The sequence below is a fragment of the Streptomyces sp. NPDC059649 genome, assembly GCF_042734445.1.
Classification (GTDB): domain Bacteria; phylum Actinomycetota; class Actinomycetes; order Streptomycetales; family Streptomycetaceae; genus Streptomyces.
The window spans coordinates 1-14,969 of sequence record NZ_JBHWDV010000001.1 but is presented as its reverse complement, the minus strand read 5'-3'; the positions used below and the strand labels follow the sequence as shown (position 1 = coordinate 14,969).

15 protein-coding genes are annotated in these 14,969 nt (G+C 69.4%); 8 read left to right on the top strand and 7 right to left on the bottom strand.

Translation table 11 applies throughout. The annotated features are described in order from the left end of the window. Window positions 1-81 precede the first annotated feature (81 nt). Window positions 82-2,217: a hypothetical protein gene (locus tag ACFV1J_RS00075; RefSeq protein WP_385854897.1), complete on the bottom strand. Its 2,136-nt coding sequence runs from the start codon at window positions 2,215-2,217 to the stop codon at window positions 82-84. Window positions 2,218-2,366: 149 nt separating this feature from the next. On the opposite strand from ACFV1J_RS00075, the gene ACFV1J_RS00070 reads away from it, so the two are divergent. The 3 genes from ACFV1J_RS00070 to ACFV1J_RS00060 all read left to right on the top strand — a co-directional run bounded on the left by ACFV1J_RS00070 (window position 2,367) and on the right by ACFV1J_RS00060 (window position 5,273). Beyond that, a complete protein-coding gene (locus tag ACFV1J_RS00070) occupies window positions 2,367-2,891 on the top strand; it encodes a PadR family transcriptional regulator (RefSeq protein ID WP_385854896.1) in 525 nt (174 codons plus the stop codon). A 364-nt stretch (window positions 2,892-3,255) separates the two neighbouring features. Beyond that, entirely contained in the window at window positions 3,256-3,804 is a 549-nt protein-coding gene (locus ACFV1J_RS00065; RefSeq protein ID WP_385854895.1) for a hypothetical protein, read from the top strand. Window positions 3,805-4,031: 227 nt separating this feature from the next. Then, a complete protein-coding gene (locus tag ACFV1J_RS00060; protein WP_385854894.1) occupies window positions 4,032-5,273 on the top strand; it encodes a serine hydrolase domain-containing protein in 1,242 nt (413 codons plus the stop codon). A gap of 59 nt (window positions 5,274-5,332) precedes the next feature. Here the strand turns inward: ACFV1J_RS00060 and ACFV1J_RS00055 are convergent, their stop codons facing one another. Next, complete coding sequence (locus tag ACFV1J_RS00055) at window positions 5,333-5,908, bottom strand: TIGR03086 family metal-binding protein (RefSeq protein ID WP_385854893.1); 576 nt, start codon at window positions 5,906-5,908, stop codon at window positions 5,333-5,335. 256 nt (window positions 5,909-6,164) lie between these two features. Between ACFV1J_RS00055 and ACFV1J_RS00050 the strand changes: the two genes are divergently transcribed. After that, window positions 6,165-6,476, top strand: coding sequence for a hypothetical protein (locus tag ACFV1J_RS00050; protein WP_385854892.1), 312 nt, complete (start codon window positions 6,165-6,167; stop codon window positions 6,474-6,476). Between the two features lie 75 nt (window positions 6,477-6,551). On the opposite strand, the gene ACFV1J_RS00045 is transcribed toward ACFV1J_RS00050, so the two are convergent. The 4 genes from ACFV1J_RS00045 to ACFV1J_RS00030 are packed head-to-tail and all read right to left on the bottom strand — an operon-like array spanning window position 6,552 to window position 10,148. Continuing rightward, the gene (locus ACFV1J_RS00045) at window positions 6,552-7,748 is read right to left on the bottom strand and encodes an ABC transporter permease (protein ID WP_385854891.1); all 1,197 of its coding nucleotides are present in this window, start codon (window positions 7,746-7,748) and stop codon (window positions 6,552-6,554) included. Beyond that, on the bottom strand, window positions 7,745-8,431 hold the full coding sequence (locus ACFV1J_RS00040; RefSeq protein ID WP_385854890.1) for an ABC transporter ATP-binding protein: 687 nt from the start codon (window positions 8,429-8,431) through the stop codon (window positions 7,745-7,747). Before ACFV1J_RS00040 ends, ACFV1J_RS00045 begins: the two co-directional genes overlap by 4 nt. Then, on the bottom strand, window positions 8,428-9,486 hold the full coding sequence (locus tag ACFV1J_RS00035; RefSeq protein WP_385854889.1) for a peptidoglycan-binding protein: 1,059 nt from the start codon (window positions 9,484-9,486) through the stop codon (window positions 8,428-8,430). The genes ACFV1J_RS00040 and ACFV1J_RS00035 overlap by 4 nt, the downstream gene beginning before the upstream one ends. A gap of 17 nt (window positions 9,487-9,503) precedes the next feature. Next, window positions 9,504-10,148, bottom strand: coding sequence for a hypothetical protein (locus tag ACFV1J_RS00030; RefSeq protein WP_385854888.1), 645 nt, complete (start codon window positions 10,146-10,148; stop codon window positions 9,504-9,506). 134 nt (window positions 10,149-10,282) lie between these two features. Here ACFV1J_RS00030 and ACFV1J_RS00025 point away from each other — a divergent pair, with 134 nt between their 5' ends. Genes ACFV1J_RS00025 through ACFV1J_RS00015 form a run of 3 tightly spaced genes read left to right on the top strand, consistent with a single transcriptional unit; the run spans window position 10,283 to window position 12,904 of the window. Further along, window positions 10,283-10,972 (top strand): response regulator, encoded by a 690-nt coding sequence (locus ACFV1J_RS00025; RefSeq protein WP_385854887.1) that lies wholly within the window; start codon window positions 10,283-10,285, stop codon window positions 10,970-10,972. Window positions 10,973-10,979: 7 nt separating this feature from the next. Continuing rightward, a complete protein-coding gene (locus tag ACFV1J_RS00020) occupies window positions 10,980-12,410 on the top strand; it encodes an ATP-binding protein (protein WP_385854886.1) in 1,431 nt (476 codons plus the stop codon). Between the two features lie 5 nt (window positions 12,411-12,415). Further along, the gene (locus ACFV1J_RS00015) at window positions 12,416-12,904 is read left to right on the top strand and encodes a hypothetical protein (RefSeq protein WP_385854885.1); all 489 of its coding nucleotides are present in this window, start codon (window positions 12,416-12,418) and stop codon (window positions 12,902-12,904) included. A 154-nt stretch (window positions 12,905-13,058) separates the two neighbouring features. Here ACFV1J_RS00015 and wrbA read toward each other — a convergent pair whose 3' ends face one another. Continuing rightward, window positions 13,059-13,670 carry an NAD(P)H:quinone oxidoreductase gene (wrbA, locus tag ACFV1J_RS00010; protein WP_385855408.1) on the bottom strand — a complete coding sequence of 204 codons (612 nt, stop codon included), beginning with the start codon at window positions 13,668-13,670 and terminating at the stop codon, window positions 13,059-13,061. A 179-nt stretch (window positions 13,671-13,849) separates the two neighbouring features. On the opposite strand from wrbA, the gene sigJ reads away from it, so the two are divergent. Further along, window positions 13,850-14,812 carry an RNA polymerase sigma factor SigJ gene (gene sigJ, locus ACFV1J_RS00005; protein WP_385854884.1) on the top strand — a complete coding sequence of 321 codons (963 nt, stop codon included), beginning with the start codon at window positions 13,850-13,852 and terminating at the stop codon, window positions 14,810-14,812. The last annotated feature ends 157 nt before the right edge of the window (window positions 14,813-14,969 follow it).

The following is a 14,969-nucleotide window of genomic DNA, read 5'->3' as shown; positions in this document are numbered from 1 at the left end:
GCGGCGCGCCGGGTCAGCCGTTCGACCTGAACCACATCCATGGCCGTCAGAAAGTCACTGAACCGTCGCGCATGGGGGGGATCAGTCCTGCACGGGGGGATCATGCATGGGTAGATCAGTCCTGGTGGAACGTCGACGGTCGACGATCCGCCAGCCGACGAGTAGCGCCAAGACGCCGACGACGATCAGCTCGATGCCCAGATGCCGGTTGGATCCGGCGAGGTCCGAAAGCAGCGCCCAAGGGCTCGCTGAATCCGGTGGGTTCGGTTTGAAGGGCGCGGCTTCGGCGCCGGACTTCGGCTGGGACACGCTGGCGCCTTTCAGGTACGCCCGACCTGCCGCCAAGTGGCGCCATTTCGCGTCGAATTCGGCCTTGCTCACGTTGTGCTGGACGACCCGGCCGAAGTCGACGCCACCGGACGCGATGCGGTACAGCTTCTCCCTCGTGCAGGTACGACAGGCCGCCATCCTGTCGTAATACGTCACGTAACGTTCGAAGACGGAATGCGGAGACCACTGTCGTTTTGAGCTCCACCTGGAGACATCGCCGCTGTCGATGACGTATTCATATCCCGTCTCCCGAACCGCGGTCCGCCGGCGGATCCACTCGGCGGCGACCCGGCTGAGGTAGACCCGCCGCAAGGCGGCGTACTCGGGGCCCTTATTGACCTCTCGCACAATCCCGGGCAGGACCAGAGCATCGTAGGCGGCGGAGATGCTGGCCTCGGCGTCCTCGGACAGACGGGGACATCCCTGATGGCTGCGGTTTCCGGTCTTCCCGATGCTCATCGGTTCGGCTTGCACCTTCAACGGCGCGTCGAGGATGTAGAGTTCGTCGCCTTCCGTATAGACCTTGGCCTCTCCGGGTGTGATCCACAGACGACGATCGAAGCACCGAACGTTGAGGTTTCGGATCCGCTTCCAGTACTCGCTCGCGGCCGCGGTATTCCGATAGAGAAGGTTTGCCTCGATCCCCTTCAGCCGCAGGTCGGCCTCGAGGAGGATCTTTCCGGCATCGGTACGGCCGAGCTGCTTGTCGATGATCCGGTCGGGCTCGTTGGGATTCAGGTTCACCCAGAGCTTCGATGGGTCGAGGGCCAGCCAGACATAGAACGCGTCGGACGTCTCACGCAGACTCTGCAGGCCAGTGGCAGCATTCTTCCCGGCGCCCCGTTGTGCGGTGAACCCATAGGCGAACCCGAGCCGATCTCCTGGATACGCCGAGAGGTACCGCAACTCGACGGTCGTGAAGTCGATACCGCCGGGGGCACCGATCGAGGCTCCGGCCGCCACCTGCCGCGGCGATCTGGAGTCGCTGTTTCCCTTCGGACCGCTTGTGGGGGTCGAGGCCCCGGTCGATGGTGGGTCGAACAGCCCGTCCCCGTTCCGGTCCCGCCACTCGTTCTGCTGTTGAATCAGCTCCTTGACGTGAGCGGTGGCCTTCCGCTGCTCCTCCTTGGTCCCGTACGGCACCAGGAATTTCATGTCCTTGGAGTATCGAGCGCATCGCGGTCCCCCCGCGTAATCGCAGGGCGCTCGCTCGGACGCGCCGCCGATCAGCCGCTCCGGGGTGATGTCCACCCCGTGCTTGGTCTGCAGTTCCTTCTCGATCTGCTCGAGTGAGGCATGGGCCTTCAGCCGCTTGAAGGTGTACTCGATTTCTCCCAAGCGCCGAAGGATGAGTTCCTCGGAATGCCCGACCGCTTCACCGCGGTACCGGGCGCTCCGGGCCACCACCTGCAGCGTGACGTCGTCGCGCCGCAGTCCGCGCTCTTCGAGTTGACGGAAGAGCCCGGGATCTTCCTGCTGGATCTCGCCCGCCGTGCGTAACTTGCGGTAGATCACGTCGTCCCACTTGCCGCGGCGGCGGTCGAACCGGGAGAAGAGCTCCTTGTCGAAGATCCGCAATTCCCTGGCCGTGTAGTCGGTGACCCTGAGCCATGCGACGGCATAGTTCACACCGGCGCGTGCTGTGGAGTCGTACCCGTCGAAGATCCGTCCCTCGTAGAGGTACGTGAACATCGGATCGCCGTACGGAGGATCCGCCGCAAGGCCGAACGCGGCCGGTGCCGCGTTCGGCCTTGCCCCCGTGGCGGCCGGAGACGGGCCGGCGAGGCCGACCCATCCGATGAGCAGCACCAGAAGACCGACCACACCTCTGCGCCGGTGGCTCACTCTGCCGGTGCTCGCCGGACCGCGCTTCTTCCTGCCCGTCATGACACCCCCGTATGACGACTGGCAAGCATGGGACGGCATCCTCTGCCTGCTTGGCGAGGGGGCCGCTCATGCGGAACCTGCGGAAGGATCTCAGGTCCCTATAATCGTCCATAGTGGAACGTCCACTGTGGAGCGTCAAGGGGGTCTTGGTGAACGACGTGAATCCGACGGCCGCCGCGCTGCTCGGTCTCCTTCACGGCGGCGAGGCGACCGGCTACCAACTCTGGGACGCGGCACGCACGTTCATCGGCGACTTCTGGACGGTGACGCGAAGTCAGGCATATCGGGAGCTGGCCAGGCTGGAGGAGCGCGGCATGGTGCAGGCCCAGCCCATCCGGGCGAGATCGGCCCGCCCGTACCGCCTCACCGATTCCGGACGCGCGGCCTTCGCCGAATGGCTCGCCGTACCCCCGGGCCCGGAGAACATCCGCTATCCCCTGCTGCTGACCCTGTCCTTCGGCCAGTTCCTGGACGACGACCGGCTGCTGGAGTACGTCGCCGCACACCGCTCGGCCCATGCGGAACGGCTGCGCCGGTACGAGGAGTTCGACGCCGATCCCCTGTTCGACAGGTACCAGCGCAGTACGCTGCGGTTCGGCATCCACTACGAGAGAGCGGTGCTCGCTTGGATGGACGAGCTCCCCGGCATCCTCCGCGCCTCCGAGAACGGCTGAAGCCGCCCTGGACCACTTGACGTCCGACTTGGTCCACTCCAGGCCGTCTGAGATCAGCGCTCTGGACCGGACCTGGAGAAAGGCTGGCAAAGTGCTCGGTGAACTAGCCGAGCGGCTAAGGGAGGATCTGGTGCCGGCGCGCGTGGGGTCATCGCCCGGGGGACCTGACTGGGTCCGGCCGGGTGTGTCCCCGGTGTCCCGTCCCCTCCCGGGTGTCCCGTCCCGTCCCGTCCCGGGACACCCGTGCAACAGCCGTCCGTTGGCGTAACAGCGCAGGTCAGACGGGCACTGGTGGGATGTCTGGTGTCCCGGAAGGCGCGGTGTGCCTTGTCCCGGACAGGCCGCCGCGGCGAGGCTCATCCCCATGCACACGACGTCTTCCCTACTCACCGAGTTGGACGCGCTGCCCTTCCGATGGGAAGTGGCCGGGACACTCGCCGCGCCCGTTGAGGCGGTCGCCGCGCTTCTGCTCGCCGTCGCCGAAGGGCGGGTGGGCGATGACAACTTGCTGCTGCTGGCCAGGGCCTCGGCGGCACGACAGGGGGCCATGACCGTTGTGACCGGGCCCGGCGCCGATGCCTACCGCGCCGAGCTCGCCGGGCCTGTGGAGCCGGTGGATATCCAGGTGGACCGGGCCCGGTCCAGGGTGGCGGTGCAGAGCTGGTACGCCGGCGTCCACACCGCCACCGCCTGCCCCGCAGGCACCCTGGTGACCCATCGCGTCCACCGGGTCGTCCCGGACCATCCAGGGTTCGCGGACGGGATCGCCGAGCTCGGCCTGCGTGCCCGCATGTCACGCGATCTGCAACAGGTGCTGGAGGTGATCGCCGACCGGCTCGGCTGCCGGCGGTCCACTCTCCTCACCCGGTCCGGGCCGGCGGAGGGCGAGATCCCTTCGGGCGAGGCGACTTGAGCAATCCAGACACTCGGGCGCCAGCCCAATGACCGACCGCATTCCAGACACCCCGGGTGCCAATCCAATGACCGACCGCACTCCAGACACCCCGGGCGCCCACAAGTACGGCGACGTACCACCCGCCTGTTCCCTACCCGCCTTCCCTACCCGTCCGTCCCATACCTGTCCCATAGACACCCGTCTCGTAGATATACCCCTCTCTTCCATCAAAGGAGCACACCACCATGTCCGTCACCCTTACCGACCAGCACAGCGGCTTCTCCGCTACGGGGCTGCGCAGGGTCCGCGATGTGCTGGCACGGCATGTGGAGTCGGGAAAGATTCCCGGACTCGTCGCCCTGGTCGGCCGGGGCGGTGAGACACACGTCGAAACGGTCGGGACGATGCGTCATGACGGTGGCGCGCCGATGCGCCGGGACACGATCTTCCGGATGGCCTCGACGTCCAAGCCGGTCTCGATAGCGGCGGCGATGGTTCTGCTCGACGAGTGCCGGCTGCGCCTCGACGACCCGGTGGAGCCGTGGCTGCCGGAGCTGGCCGACCGTCGGGTGCTGAAGCGGATCGACGGCCCGCTGGACGACACCGTGCCGGCGCGGCGTCCGATCACCGTGCGGGACGTGCTGACCTCCACGTTCGGGCTGGGCATGGATATGACCGTGCTGGGCACTCCGATCATGAACGCGGTCTTCGAGCAGGGGCTCACGCCCAACCTGCCGGAGCCGATGCCCGAGCCGGACGAGTGGATGCGCCGCCTGGGCACGCTTCCGCTGATGTACCAGCCCGGTGAGCGCTGGCAGTACCAGATCAGCAGCGATCTGGTCGGCGTGCTCGTGGCCAGGGTCACGGGCCAGTCGTTCGAGACGTTCCTGCGTGAACGCATCTTCGGCCCGCTGGGTATGAAGGACACCGGTTTCCACGTACCCGCCGACAAGATCGACCGGCTGCCGACCCTCTACGCTCCCGACCCGCAGACCGGCGAGTTCACCGTGTGGGACGAGGCCAAGGGGGGACGGTGGAGCCAGGCTCCGGCGTTCCCGGGCGGCGGTGGCGGGCTGGTCTCCACCGCCGACGACTACCACGCCTACTTCCGGATGCTGCTGAACGGCGGAATGCACGGGAGCGAACGCATCCTGTCCCGGGCCGCCGTCGAGCTGATGACCACCAACCGCCTCACGCCCGAGCAGAACGCCGCCCGAACCGCCCTGGCCCGTGACAACGTCCATGTGTCCTTCGGCCAAGGGCAGCACGGCGGCTGGGGCTTCGGGATGGCGGTCCGCACCTACCGCGGCGACTACGCGCCCATCGGCCAGTTCGGCTGGGACGGCGGAAGCGGCACCTCGACCTACGCCGACCCGGCCCATCAGCTCACCGGAATCCTGCTCACCCAGGTCGGGGCATCCGTCCCGGACCCGGTGCACCTCATGCACGACTTCTGGACCACGCTCTACCAGGCAATCGACGACTGACACACCGAGCCCACGCCCCGGGGCCGGCCCCGCGCTCCGTTCGGTGCCGGCCCCGGAGGTCAGACCGCGCGGCCGAGCCAGCCGGCGAGTCGGCGGTGGATGTCGGCGTCGTCCGGGACGGGACGGACCGCGGCGAACGGCATCTCTCCACCGCGCGGCTCGGCCGGCAGGACCTGCTGGGCGATGGTGAAGGCCGTCCGGCCCAGCTCCTGGTCCAACTCGGCCTCGGGAGCGATGACCTGGGCGATGTCCCAGGTATGGGTGACCGTCTCCATCACATAGCCGCTCAGGGCGATCCGGCCCGCGGCCACACCCCACGGAACCTCGAATTCCCGGTCGAGCTTGCCGTCGTCCGCCCAGGCCGCTGCCGCGCGGGCGCGGGCCCGGCCGAGCGCGCCGGCCCAGTCGGTGTCGGCGATCTCACCGGCCGCCGCGGGGAGGTCCATGCCGCGGCCGCCCTCGCCGATGTAGGCGATCCGGTGGATCGCGCCAACGGTGTGGCTCAGCAGTGCCCGCAGGTCGTACGCGTCGCAAGGGGTCGGACGGCCGAGGAGGGCGGGGTCGAGGCCGCTCAGCAGCTTCTCCAACTGGTCGAGGGCGTTGAGGAACTGGGGGCGGGGGTCGAACGCGTTCATGGATGCACCTCTCGTACGGGCCCGGACCGGATCGTGTGCGGGTCGATGGGACCACTATGCGGGGTGATACCTGACAACCACCGTCAAGTTTTCCGTCCACACGGCCCTGATCGGGATGCCGCCCTCACTGCCCCGGACTCGTGCGTCCGTTCCGCATCTCGCGGGTGGTGGTCGGCGAGGCCCGGTCGGAACCGACTGCCGGGACAGTGACCGGGGCAGGCCGGACAACCCGCTGCCCTGTGCATAGCCTTACCGCATGTCAGTCAACATCGATCTTGAGCTGACCGTCACCGGGCCGAGCGACTCGGAACAGGCGGAGCGGATACTGAAGGCCCTTGAGGCAGTGATACATCACGAGGGTATGGACCACTCGGTCCGCCTTGCGGTGGAGGAGTGGGAAGGGCAACTCCAGGTGGTGGGTGGCACCGACTACCCGCTGATCATCAGCGGACTCGGGCGCTGGCAGCCGGCATTCGAGAGCCGCGTCCACCAGGCGGTGCAGCAGGTGGCACCGTCCGCGAAGGTGGCTGTCAACTGGGGCTATCCGGACGACGACGATGATTACTAGCCTCGAGCAGTTCGAGTAGGTCTCCCTCTGCTCCCGGCCTCTGGTCTCCGCCCCCAGCTCTCCCCCGGCCAGACATCACGTCGCGTGCAGTGCCACCGTCGGGTGGAGACCGGAGGCCCGGATCGCCGGGTAGAGGCCGGCGAGGATGCCGATGAGGAGGGTGGCGGCCATGCCGCCGCCGAGTGACCACAGGGGTATGACCACCTGCCAATCCTGTGCCATGGCGAAGGTGGCCGTCGCTGCGGCGCCGAGTGCTGCGCCCGTGACCCCGCCCAGTGCCGAGAGCAGGAGTGACTCGGTGACGAATTGCAGGCGGATGGCGCCCTTGGTGGCGCCGAGGGCGCGGCGCAGACCGATTTCCTGACGGCGTTCCAGTACGGAGATGACCATGGTGTTGGCCACGCCCACGCCGCCGACCAGGAGGGCGACCGCGCCGAGGCCGAGCATCAGGCTGGTGAGTCCCTGGTCCGCGGCGGCCTTCGCCGCCAGTGCGTCGGAGGGGCGGGACACCTTCACGGAACCCTCGTTGCCGGGCATGACCGTCCGCGCGAGCACCGCGCGGACGTCCTCGACCGAGGCATCGGGGGACCGCTCGAAGACGGTCGTGGGGTGGCCGTCGAATCCCAGGTATTCCTCCGCGGCCGGGAAGCCGACCAGGGCCACCCGGTCGAGGTTGGGGACGAGTTCGACGGGGTGGAGGATGCCGATGACCACGACGTAGCGGTTGTTCATCATGATCTTCCCGCCGGGCTCGGTGATTCCCAGTCGCTCGGCGGCGACGGCACCGAGGACGGTGACGGGGAGCCGCTCGGTGGCGCGGTCGAACCAACGCCCGTTGGATGTCCGGGCGTTGAGCGTGGTCAGCAGGTCCGTGCGGGCCGCTTGTACGGTGACTCCGGCCGGCTGGTCCTCGGGGACCACATCGCTGCGCCGGATCCGGGCGTCCACCTGCCCGATGGCGGTGGCCCGTTGCACCGGGCCGATGCGCTCGACCATGGCTTCGGCGTTCTTCGGGAGCTTCACCTCCTGGCCCAGGGCGTCCTTGCCGCCCTCGGCGGTGAGCAGGTTCGTGCCGAGGCGGTCGAGCCGGCCCATCAGGTCGGCCCGGCTGGATGTGGAGAGGCCGACGACCGCGACCATCGTGGCGATGCCGATCGCGATGCCGAGGGCGGAGAGCACGACGCGGGCCCGGCGGGCGCGCAGCCCGACGGCCCCGATGCGCAGGATGTCGGCCCCCGCGAGGCGGGCGGGTGGCAAGGCGGGGCGGGTCATGAGGCGGCCTCGGCGGAGCGGCGGTCGGAGACCACGACGCCGTCCCTGACCCGTATGTGCCGGGGAAGTGCGGCGGCGATCTCCTGGTCATGGGTGATCACGCAGATCGTGGTGCCCGTCGCATGGAGCTCGTGGAGGAGTTCCATCACGAGCTGGCCGGACGCGGTGTCCAGCGCGCCGGTGGGCTCGTCGGCGAGCACCAGGTCGGGCTCGCCGACCAGCGCACGGGCGATGGCGACGCGTTGTTTCTCGCCGCCGGAAAGCTCGTGCGGGCGGTGCGCGAGCCGGTGCCCGAGGCGGACCCGGTCCAGCGCGAGGCGGGCCCGTGCCCGCCGTTCCTTGAGCGGTACGCCTGCGTAGAGCAGGCCGTCCGCGACGTTGTCGACCGCGTCCCGGCCGGGCGAGAGGTGGAAGTGCTGGAACACGAAGCCGATGTGGCGGGCCCGCAGCGCGGACAGCCGGCTGTCGGACAGCGCGCCCACGTCGTGGCCGGCCACCCGGACCGTGCCCGACGTGGGCCGGTCGAGGGTGCCGATCAGGTTGAGCAGGGTCGACTTCCCGGAGCCGGACGGGCCGACGACGGCGAGGAGTTCGCCCCGGTCGATGCTGAGGTCCACACCGCGCAGGGCGTGGACACCGCCGGGGTAGGACTTGGTGACGGCCCGTAGTTCGATCACGGTCATTGCTTGGCCACTCCCACCCGCATGCCCTCGCGGATGCCGCTGCCGCTGACCTCGATCCGTCCGTCGGCGGTCATGCCGGTGGTGACCCTGACCATCGTGGTGGTACGGCCCTGGACGAGTTGCAGGCCGTAGCCGCCGTTTTCGCCGCGCAGGGCGACGACCGCCTCGACCGGTACGGTCAGCACGTTCTTGCGGCTCTCGCTGATGAACCTGACGCTGGTGGTGGCCTTGGGGTCCTCGGAGGCCATGGCGGACCGGGGGTGGTCGAGGGTGATCTCCACCGTGATGCCGTCCTGGCTCGGCTCGGCGGAGCCCTCCTGTGCCTCCGGTCTGGCGGTTCCCGCCACCTTGCCGGCGGCGGTCTTCCCACTGGGCAGGGTGACCTCGACCTTGGTGCCGCGGACCGTCAGGCCGGTGTCGGTCTGGTCGAGCCGGGCCCGTACGACCGGTCTGGTGGAGGCGACGGTCAGTACGGTCTTCTCGGGGCCGATCTGGTCGGCGAGTGCGGCGTCCGCGGACACCACCCGTACCGTGCCGGGCTGGAAGACCACGTCCCCCCTCCCGACCCGGCCGTCCGCGTTCTCGATGCCGATCGCTTTCTGCCAGCTCTTGACCGCGGCTTCGGTGCCCCTGTCGTAGCGGGTGTCGACGTACAGGCCGGCGCCGAATCCCAGGTCCCGGAGGTTGCGTTCCAACTGGAGGACATCGGGGCCCCGGTCGCCGGCCTTCAGCGCCCGGAACGCCGGTGTCGGCCCGTACATCAGGATCACCGGCCGGGCGTCCCGCTCGTACAGCCGCTGTCCGGCCGCGACCGTCCTGCCTTCCTGAGCGGCCTTGGTGACGGTCCCCTCGACGGGTGACTTGATGGCCCGGCGTTGGGCGTAGTCGAGGTGTCCGTCGACGGTCTTGCTCTGTACCAGGTCGGTACGGGTGATCTCGGTGGTGGCGGGCGGCAGATCGCCCTTGTTCCCGGCCGGTGCGTCGTGGTCGCTCCCTACGAGAACCCATGTCCCGGCGCCGAGTGCGACGGCGGCCGTCACCGCGCCGGCTGCCACCAGTGTCCTGCGGCGCGTCACTGCATGCCGTCCAGGCCGTCGAGCAGCTTGTCCTTGCACGCCTCGCGGGCGCGCTTGTAGACGGGGGATTCGAAGTCGATCGGTGCCCCGACCGGACTGGCATTGCCGCCGGGGATCACATTGCCGCCGGACATCGTGGGGTTGGCGAACTTCGAGACGCCGTGCCTCCGCATGCAGGTGGCATGCGACAGCATCGATTCGTACTCCTTCTGTACGTCGCGCTTCGGCTCCAGGGTCATGGCGGCGGACATTTCCTTGCCGCAGATGCCGTTCTTGCCGCCCTTGGACACCTCTTCGTTTCCGGGTTTCCGAGAGATCTCGTCGATCTTCGCCCAGTCGAGATACCCGCTGATCTTCGGGTCGGGGAAGTCCTTGATGCCGGCCTTCCCGCGCATGCACTGCACGTACTTCATCTGGGCGTCGTAGAAAGCGCCCTTGTCGCCCGTGCCGCCCTGATGGCCGGAACTCTTGCTGCCGGAGGAGGCGTTGCCAGCTTCCCCGGGAACGGAAGCGACTTCCTTACCGGTTTTGAGCCCGTCGTCCTCTCCCCCGCATGCGGCGGAGAGGACCAGAACGGGGAGGGCGACGAGTGCGGCCAGACGGAGGCGGCCGGCGTGACGCAATGGCGTGCGGATGTCCATGCCGACAACGCTCGGCCGCTCACATCATGAATCCTGGATCTCTGGATGATGGGGAGGTAACAATCGGCGGCGAGCCGCCCGTCCCCCGCCCGACCCGGCCTGACATGCGCAAACGCTCCCGCATAATCAGGGGCATGCCGCATGTGCTGCTCATCGAGGACGACCTCTCCGTACGCGACGGGATGGAACTCGTACTGCGCCGACACGACTACGACGTGTCCGTGGCCGGCACCGGGGAGGAGGCGCTTTCGCTGCTGGCCGGACTTCCGGAGAAGCCGGTCGAGCTCGTCGTGCTCGACCTGATGCTGCCCGGGATGGACGGATTCGAGGTCTGCCGTGCGATCCGGGCCCGCAGCACCATCCCGGTGATCATGCTCACCGCCCGCGGCGACGACCAGGACATCGTCGCGGGCCTCGAAGCGGGTGCCGACGACTACGTGGTCAAACCGGTCACGGCCCGGGTGCTCGAAGCCCGCATCCGGGCAGCACTGCGCCGCGCCGAGCCGATACCCGGCTCCCGGCCGGGAGAGCACCATGCCGGGCTCGTCATCGACCGGGCCGCCCTGACCGTCACCAAGCGGGACACGCCCATCCCGCTGCCGCCCATGGAGCTGCGGCTGCTGCTGGAACTGTCGGCCGCACCGGGCCGGGTGTTCAGCCGTGAGCAACTTCTGTCCTCGGTCTGGGACCTCGACTACCTGGGCGACTCACGACTGGTGGACGCCGCCGTGCGCAGATTGCGCACCAAGATCGAGGACCTGCCCGGCAAGCCGCGATACGTCCAGACCGTCCGGGGCTTCGGCTACCGCTTCGGTCCCCTGTGACGCACCGATGAGACGCCTCCGGGTCCCCACGGGCGGACTGCGCACCCGACTCGTGGTCGCCTTCGTCCTCGTCACCCTGATCACCGCGGTGACCGCAACCGCCCTCGCCTACCGCGAATCCCGCAACGCCGTCCTGGAACGGGCCCAGAACGCGATCCGGACCGACTTCCGCAACCGGGTCGGCGAAGTGGCCGCCGACCTCGACATACCTCCGGACCGGGACACCCTCGCCCGGTTCACGACGAGCGTCGCGCACGGACTCGGCGATGCCGTCGTCGTGGCCCGTTACCACGGCCTCACAGCCACCTCGGATGCCCACGCGGACCAGACCCGGATCACTCCCGAACTGCGCACCGCGGTCAGGACCACCGGCCGGATGCGCTTCCAGCGCGTCGAGTGGCGGGGCGAACCGTTCCTGGTGGTCGGGGCGTCCGTGGCCTTCGACACCGGGCGCACCTCGGACCTCGATGTCTTCACCGTCGCCCCGCTGCGGGCCGAGGAAGAGGACATCGCCGTGCTGCTGGCGACCGTCCGCGAGGGGCTCGTGCCGGTCGTCCTGTTGGCGGCGGGACTCGCGCTGTTCGCCGCCCGTACCGTGCTGCGGCCCGTACGGGACCTGGGCCGGGCGACCCGGATGCTCGCCGCGGGCGAACTCTCCGCCCGGGTCCCGGTCAAGGGCCGGGACGAACTCGCCCAGCTCGCCGAGACGTTCAACCACACGGCCGAGAGCCTGCAGACCTCCGTCGCCGAACTGCGGGCGCAGGAAGAGCGGGCCCGCCGCTTCGTGGCGGACGTCTCCCACGAACTGCGCACTCCGCTCGCCGCGATGACCATGGTCTCCACCGTGCTGGACGAGGACGCCGACCAGTTGCCGCCCGACTCGGCCCTGGCCGCCCGTACGGTCAGTACGGAGGTCGCACAGCTCACCCGCCTCGTACAGGACCTCATCGAGATCTCCCGCTTCGACGCCAGGACCGTCTCGCTCGACGCCGCGGAGACCGACCTGGCGGAACTGGTCCGGTCCACGCTCACCCGGCGGGGCTGGACCGACCAGGTGCACACGGATCTTCCCGACGGGATACGGGCGCGGGTCGACCGGCGCCGGATCGATGTCGTGGTGGCGAACCTCGTCGGCAATGCGCTGCGGCACGGGGACCAGCCCGTCGCCGTGGTACTCCGCGCTACGGGCAACGAGATCACCGTGGAGGTCACGGACCGCGGCCCCGGCCTGCCCCCCGCAGCCCTGCCGCACGTCTTCGACCGCTTCTACAAGGCCGACACCGCCCGCAGCCGGTCCGAGGGCAGCGGCCTCGGCAGCGCGATCGCCCTGGAGAACGCCCAGTTGCACGGCGGCACCATCACGGCCGCCAACCGGCCGGACGGCGGCGCGCGCTTCACCCTCCGACTGCCCGGCACCCCTCCGGAGGACGCCCAATGAGAACCGTGCGCACCTTGACGTTCGGGGCGCTGCTCCTCGCGGCCCTCGCCGGCTGCGGGATCACCCCGACCGGAGTCATCGACGCCGGTCCGCCCGTCCCGGGGCTCACCAGGGGACTGCGGATCTACTTCGCCTCGGACACGGGTCTGCGCGGTGTCTCCCGGCCCGACCTGAAGCTGCACTCCCTCGACGGGGTGATCAAACTCCTCATGGCCGGCCCGAACGAATCGGAGCAGAAGAGCGGTCTCACCAACCTCGTGGCGTTCGAGGGCTCGTACCGCGTCTCCGGAAACGCCCATCGCGTCGCCCTCGACGCACCGGACACCTACCTCTCCCCTGACGCACGCCTCCGCAACGGGCAGTTGGTCTGCAGCCTGGCCCGCGCACAGGCGGCCCTCCACCCGGCGCTTCGGCCCGACGACGTCCAGGTGACCCTGCGCGCCAGGGGCGAGTCGCTCGGCCCGTATGTGTGCTCCTACTTTCTGCGGAATTGAGGGGCTTGGCATGAGGCCGGCGCCTCCGTCCGGGCACGACGGGACAAGTCCCACCCGGAAGAGGCGCGAGAACGGCCTTCGCGTGGTTCCTGTGACCGGTGACGAAGCACAGGAGCAGGCGAAGGCCGCTCTCGCGTAGGAAAACCGTGCTGGATCAGGCGGCGCGGCCGGCCTTGAGGGAAGCCGTGGTGTCGACGACGCGACGGGCCTGGTAGCGGGCGGCCTGCAGGGCCACCTCACCGGGCGGGCCGTCGGCGGTCACATGGGAGGTGCCGTAGGGGTTGCCCGACTGGAACTGGACGGGGTCGGTGTAGCCGGGCGGAACGATGATGCCGCCCCAGTGGTAGAACGTGTTCGCCAGGGCCAGCAGGGTGGATTCCTGCCCGCCGTGGGCGGTGTTGGATGCGGTGAAGGCCGAGTACACCTTGTCCGCGAGCTTGCCCTGGAACCACAGCGGGCCGGTGGTGTCGATGAACGCCCTGAGCTGGCTCGCCGGATTGCCGAAGCGGGTGGGGGTGCCGAACAGCACCGCGTCGGCCCACTCCAGGTCGTCGTGGCCGGCCTCGGCGACGTCGGCGGTGTCCGCCAGGTGCCGGGCCCACTCCGGCCTGGCGCCGACCGCCTCCGGTGGGGCCGTTTCGGCGACCTTGCGCAGGCGCACGGTGGCGCCGGCCTTCTCCGCACCCTCAACGGCCGCTTGTGCCAAGGCATGTACGGTGCCGGTGGAGCTGTAGTAGATGATCGCCACGTTCACGGGTTCCACGATCGGTTTCCTGCCTTTGTCGATCTGATCGGATGCCGGCCCCTCGGTGCCGGTCTGATCGGTACGACGAGACAGCCCCATGAGATGTGAGGCGACGTGCCGACGACGACCCGACCTCACAATTCCGTGCGCCGGCTCGTCGTAAGGGGTGAGGCAGAGCGTCCGAAGGAGCCGGTGACACGATGAACAACCCGTCCGACCCCACGCCGGGACAGGGCCGGCCCGATCCGGGCCTGAGCGCGGTCATGAGTGAGCGGCGTCAGCTGACCAACCTCGCGTACCGGCTGTTGGGCTCACTGGCCGATGCCGAGGATGTCGTCCAGGAAACCTACGCCCGCTGGTACGCCAGGTCCCCGCAGCAGCGGTCGGCCGTCGACTCCCCCGGTGCCTGGCTGACGACCGTTGCCAGCCGGATCTGCCTGGACCAGCTCGGCTCGGCGCGGGCCAGACGCGAGCGTTATGTGGGCGAATGGCTCCCGGAGCCGCTGCCCGACCGTACCGAGTGGATCAGCGGGCGGGCCGGCGCCGGCGTCATCGACCCGGCCGACCGGGTCACCCTCGACGAGTCGGTCCACATGGCCTTCCTCGTCGTGCTGGAGGCGATGACCCCGGCGGAGCGCGTCGCGTTCATCCTGCACGACGTCTTCCGCTACCCCTTCGCCGAAGTGGCCGAGATCGTCGGCCGGACCCCGGAGGCCTGCCGTCAACTGGCCTCTTCTGCCCGCCGGCGCATTCGCGCGGCGCAGCCCGACGCGGCGTCCCGGCCCGACGCGGTCGCGGCAGCCCGGCGCGCCGATGTCGTCAGGGCCTTCAAACAGGCATGGGAGGCCAAGGACATCGACGCCCTCGTCGGCCTGCTGGCCCCCGACGCCACGGCCACCGGCGACGGCGGCGGACTCGTCACCGCCGCGCTCCACCCGGTCGAAGGCGCCGAGCAGGTCGCACGCTTCTTCGCCGACCGGGCCGGTGCGGCCACGGCCGCCGCGACGCTGGTGGAGCGTACGGTCAACGGGCAACCCGGGCTGGTGGCCCAACGGGATGGCGTGACGGTATCGGTGATGGCGTTCGACATCACAGGCGACCGGATCCATCGCATCTGGGCCGTACTCAACCCCGACAAGCTCCGCTTCTGGACGAGGGACTGACCGTCGCCCGACGAACGGTGAGGTGGCGGGGAGGAGAGGCGCCGGCCGGTGTGTGGTCCGGCCGCTGCCGTCAGCCGCGGCCCGTGAAGCGCTGCCCGACCCCGAGCCGGCGCAGGTCGGCGAGGACCTTGGGGTCCTGGGCGTCGAGCCAGTCGCA